2 protein-coding genes and 1 pseudogene are annotated in these 4,085 nt (G+C 66.9%); 2 read left to right on the top strand and 1 reads right to left on the bottom strand.

Translation table 11 applies throughout. The features are described 5' to 3' along the window. Together ABSF49_RS20765 and ABSF49_RS20760 are read left to right on the top strand one after the other, a co-directional pair. Positions 1-575 (top strand): annotated as a pseudogene (locus ABSF49_RS20765) (hypothetical protein); the annotation flags it as partial. After that, entirely contained in the window at positions 562-2,490 is a 1,929-nt protein-coding gene (locus tag ABSF49_RS20760) for a family 2A encapsulin nanocompartment cargo protein cysteine desulfurase (protein ID WP_424114536.1), read from the top strand. The pseudogene ABSF49_RS20765 and the gene ABSF49_RS20760, both read left to right, overlap by 14 nt. A 552-nt stretch (positions 2,491-3,042) precedes the next feature. Here ABSF49_RS20760 and ABSF49_RS20755 read toward each other — a convergent pair. After that, positions 3,043-3,489, bottom strand: a complete 447-nt coding sequence (locus ABSF49_RS20755; RefSeq protein ID WP_424114537.1) for an RrF2 family transcriptional regulator — start codon at positions 3,487-3,489, stop codon at positions 3,043-3,045. Positions 3,490-4,085 lie beyond the last annotated feature (596 nt).

Raw genomic sequence — 4,085 nt, 5'->3', positions numbered from 1 at the left:
GGGTGAAAGAGCGCCAGGAAGGCGAGCTGATCAACAATGCCGAATACGGCCTGCTGGCGAGCGCCGCGCCGTCGCAGCGGATCAGGACGCGCAAGGGGCCGCCGACACCCGACGATCTCGACGAGCTTCTCACCAAGGTTTGGAAGGAGCCGACCTTCTTCCTCGCCCATCCGCGCGCCATCGCCGCCTTCGGCCGCGAATGCACGCGCCGCGGCGTGCCGCCGCCGACCGTCAATCTGTTCGGCGCGCAGTTCATCACCTGGCGCGGCATTCCGCTGGTGCCCTCCGACAAGGTCCAGATCAAAGCCGGTGCGAAAGGGAGTGAGAAGACCTCGATCCTACTCATCCGCACCGGAGAGAAGAAGCAGGGCGCGGTCGGCCTGTTCCAGCCCGGCGTTCCCGGCGAGATCGCGCCGAGTCTGTCGGTGCGCTTCATGGGCATCAACCGCAAGGCGATCGCCTCCTACCTGATCTCGCTTTACTGTTCGCTCGCCGTGCTGACCGAAGACGCGGTCGCGGTGCTCGACGACGTCGAGATTGGCCGCTATCCGGAATACACGCATGCCTACGCCTGAGACGGACGCCGCCGGCCTGGCCGGCGCGGCCGATCCGCAGGCGAAGGGCGGTTCGTTCCTGCCTGACGCGGCGATCATCGAGCGGCTCGCCAACGCCATCTTCAAGGGCGTGACGGGCGGCGCGCCGATCGGCCAACCGGCGATCCCGACCTCGGCGCCTGCGCCGTGGTCGCCGCCGTCGCCGCCGACGGCGAGCGCGATTGGGCAGGTCGTTCCGGTCCAGCCGCCGTTTGGCGTCATCGATCCGCCAGCGAGCTCGCTGCCGGCCTCGGCGCCGGCGCGCTCGTTCGGCGGGGCGTCCGCCGGCTCGGCGACTCCCGCCACGACGCAGGCGGGGCACGTTGGGCCGCCCGCCGTCGGGCAGACGCTGGTGACGCGGCCGCGCGTCGACCCGACGATTGCGATCGACTCGCCTGTCGACGCAACGTCGGCCTCGCCGTTCGCCGCCGAGATCGACTTCCGCGGCGCGCTGGCGACGCTGCGGGCCGGCCTCCCCGGCCATCATCCGCTTTCGCTGCCCGAATCCGCTGCGCCGCCGCGCGCCTGGAGCGAAGCGAAATCTCCGGCGGCCGCGCCCGCCGCCGACTTTCCCGACGGCGCCGCTGCGCCCGCCGCGCCGACGGCGCTCGCCCCGGCGACGCAGGCGATCGCGCCGCAGCTCGCCGACGCCGGCGCCGGCCCGCGCGTTTTCGACGCCGCCTCGATCCGCAACGATTTCCCGATCCTGCAAGAGAAGGTCCATGGCCATCGGCTGATCTGGCTCGACAACGGCGCAACGACGCAGAAGCCGCAGGCGGTGATCGATCGCCTGGCGTTGTACTACGCGCACGAGAATTCCAACGTCCATCGCGGCGCGCACACGCTCGCTGCCCGCTCGACCGACGCCTACGAGGCGGCGCGCGACAAGGTTCGCCGCTTCGTCAACGCGTCATCGACTAAAGAGATCGTGTTCGTGCGCGGCGCGACCGAGGGGATCAATCTCGTTGCGCAAAGCTGGGGCCGTCGCAATGTGCGCGAGGGCGACGAAATCGTCGTCACCTGGCTCGAGCACCACGCCAATATCGTCCCCTGGCAGCAACTCTGCGCCGTAACCGGCGCCAAGCTCAGGGTCGCGCCGGTTGACGACCGCGGCGACGTCAAGCTCGACGAATACGAAAAGCTGCTTGGCCCGCGCACCCGCCTCGTCGCGCTGACCTCGGTCTCCAATGCGCTCGGCACGGTGACGCCAGCGGCGGAAATGATCGCCATGGCCCATCGCCACGGCGCGCTGGTCTTGGTCGACGGCGCCCAATCGGTGTCGCACCGCCGCACCGACGTCCAGGCGCTCGACGCCGACTTCTTCGTCCTTTCCGGCCACAAGATGTTCGCGCCAACCGGGATCGGCGTCGTCTACGGCAAGCAGGCGATCCTCGACGCGACGCCGCCGTGGCAGGGCGGCGGCAACATGATCGCCGACGTGACCTTCGAACGCACCCTCTACCAGGCGGCGCCGCAGCGGTTCGAGGCCGGCACCGGCAACATCGCCGACGCCGTCGGCCTCGGCGCGGCGATCGACTATATCGAGCGCATCGGCCTGACGGCGATCGAGCGCCACGAGCACGACCTCATCGAATGCACGGTCGCCGGGCTCGCCGACGTTCCCGGCGTGCGTCTGATCGGCGCGCCGCGCGAGCGCGCCGGCGTCGTGTCGTTTCTGCTCGACGGCCAACGGGCTGAAGACGTGGGGAAGGCGCTCGACGCGGAAGGCATCGCGGTGCGGGCGGGCCATCATTGCGCCCAGCCGATCCTGCGCCGCTTCGGCGTCGAGGCGACGGTCCGGCCGTCGTTCGCGCTCTACAACACGCTCGAGGACGTCGAGGCGCTGCTCGCCGCGGTGCGTCGCATCGCCGTGCGCGCCCACGGCGGCTCGCGGTAGTCTCAATTCTGTGGACGACTTTTCCCGCGGCTCACACTGGCGACAACGATCAGCGCGTTCATTGCGTCGTGGCGAAACAGCTCGCCGAGTACCTTGCTGAGCAGCGCTTCGAAAAAGGTGGTGACGCTACGCTCTTGGCCTTCGCACGACTTGCGGATGCTTCGCTCAGAACAGCGGGCGTCGTCGCGACGACGACCGCGAAGCTGCACGATTCGGCGACCTCGGCGAAGCTCAGATGGTGTTGAGTTAGGCGCCAACGAAATCGCCCTCGCATCGGAGGATCGAATCGCGCTTCTCGGCGCGCGATTGATAGTTGCGAGACACGACTATCGCCATGTCCGGCTAGCCGGCGCAACAGATCGAGTTCATTGCATTCATCGACGCGCCAAAAGCGCGTCGCCCGCGAAGCCGACGCAAGGAGCGCTTGGGTTGCCGATCTTCGCCGATGGCGGAGAAGCCATTGCCGCACGAGTCGAGGAGCATGCCGCTCGCCGCGCAATTTCGACCATTCACCTGAAGCCATGTCTAAACAGATCGTGGCTAAGCCGGCGCTCAGATGTCGTACGTCAGTTCGCCCTTTGCCTCGGTGAGGTCGCGCATCGCCGCGAGCGAACGGTGGTCGAGCACATCGGCGATCGCCGCGCGCACTTCGAGCATCATCAACCTGACACGGCAGGCCTTCTCGCTCGAGCAGTCCTCGCAGCGGCGGTAGAAATTGCGGCTGGCGCAGGCGATTGGCGCCAACGGGCCGTCGAGCGCGCGGACGATGTCGCCGACCATGATTTCTGAAGGGCTCTTGGCCAAAACGTAGCCGCCGCCCCGCCCCTTCTTTGAATGGACCAGACGGGCAGAGCGCAATTCGCCAAGGATCGCGTCGAGGAACTTCTTGGGAATGTTATTGGCGGCGGCGATGTCGGCGACCAGGGACGGTTGGCCGGGCGGCTTGCCGGCAAGATGGACCATCGCCTTCAATCCGTACTTGCCCTTGTTGGTCAGCAGCGACACAGCCTATGCCCTCTAGAGCAAGTTATCATCGGATTGCCGCGGCTTCGGCCGTCATTGCGATCGATAGCGAAGTAATCCACCGGCAGCCCCCACATAGCCACCGGTTCAAACTCAACTTGCGATTTTCGGTGAGTTTTCGCAAGACCAGACTGTTATTCGGCGCACGGTGCCGACGCCGTACTTTCGCCAATAACGCCAACCGGCTGCCGTAGCGTCAGACAACGCGAGCACATCATCTTCCGATGTCGTCGGCGCGGACACGCTCGGCTCTCTCGGGGGAAAATCCAGGCCCGCCAGGTTTGCTGACAGTCAATTTGTCCCCTGAGACAAAGCGCGAACCGTCAACGTGCTTAGGGGCGCGGGCGCCGGCGCAACAATTAAACAAAAGTGCCTCAATCAATTGTTCTTCTCAGGCGAATGTCGGCGCGGCGCCTGATTCGCGCTTTGTGGCGCAGCGAAGTCGGCGCAGGAAGCGCGGGCTCCGAGATAGCGATCGTGGAGCAGGCAAAGGCCATCATCGGCGCGCACCGACGCCGCGCCAGAACTCAGGCTCGCTAGGCCGGGAATCGCAGCTTCCAAATAGGCGGCGC

The organism is Roseiarcus sp. (assembly GCF_049514155.1).
Taxonomy (GTDB): domain Bacteria; phylum Pseudomonadota; class Alphaproteobacteria; order Rhizobiales; family Beijerinckiaceae; genus Roseiarcus.
This window is presented reverse-complemented; position numbering and strand designations above follow the sequence as displayed.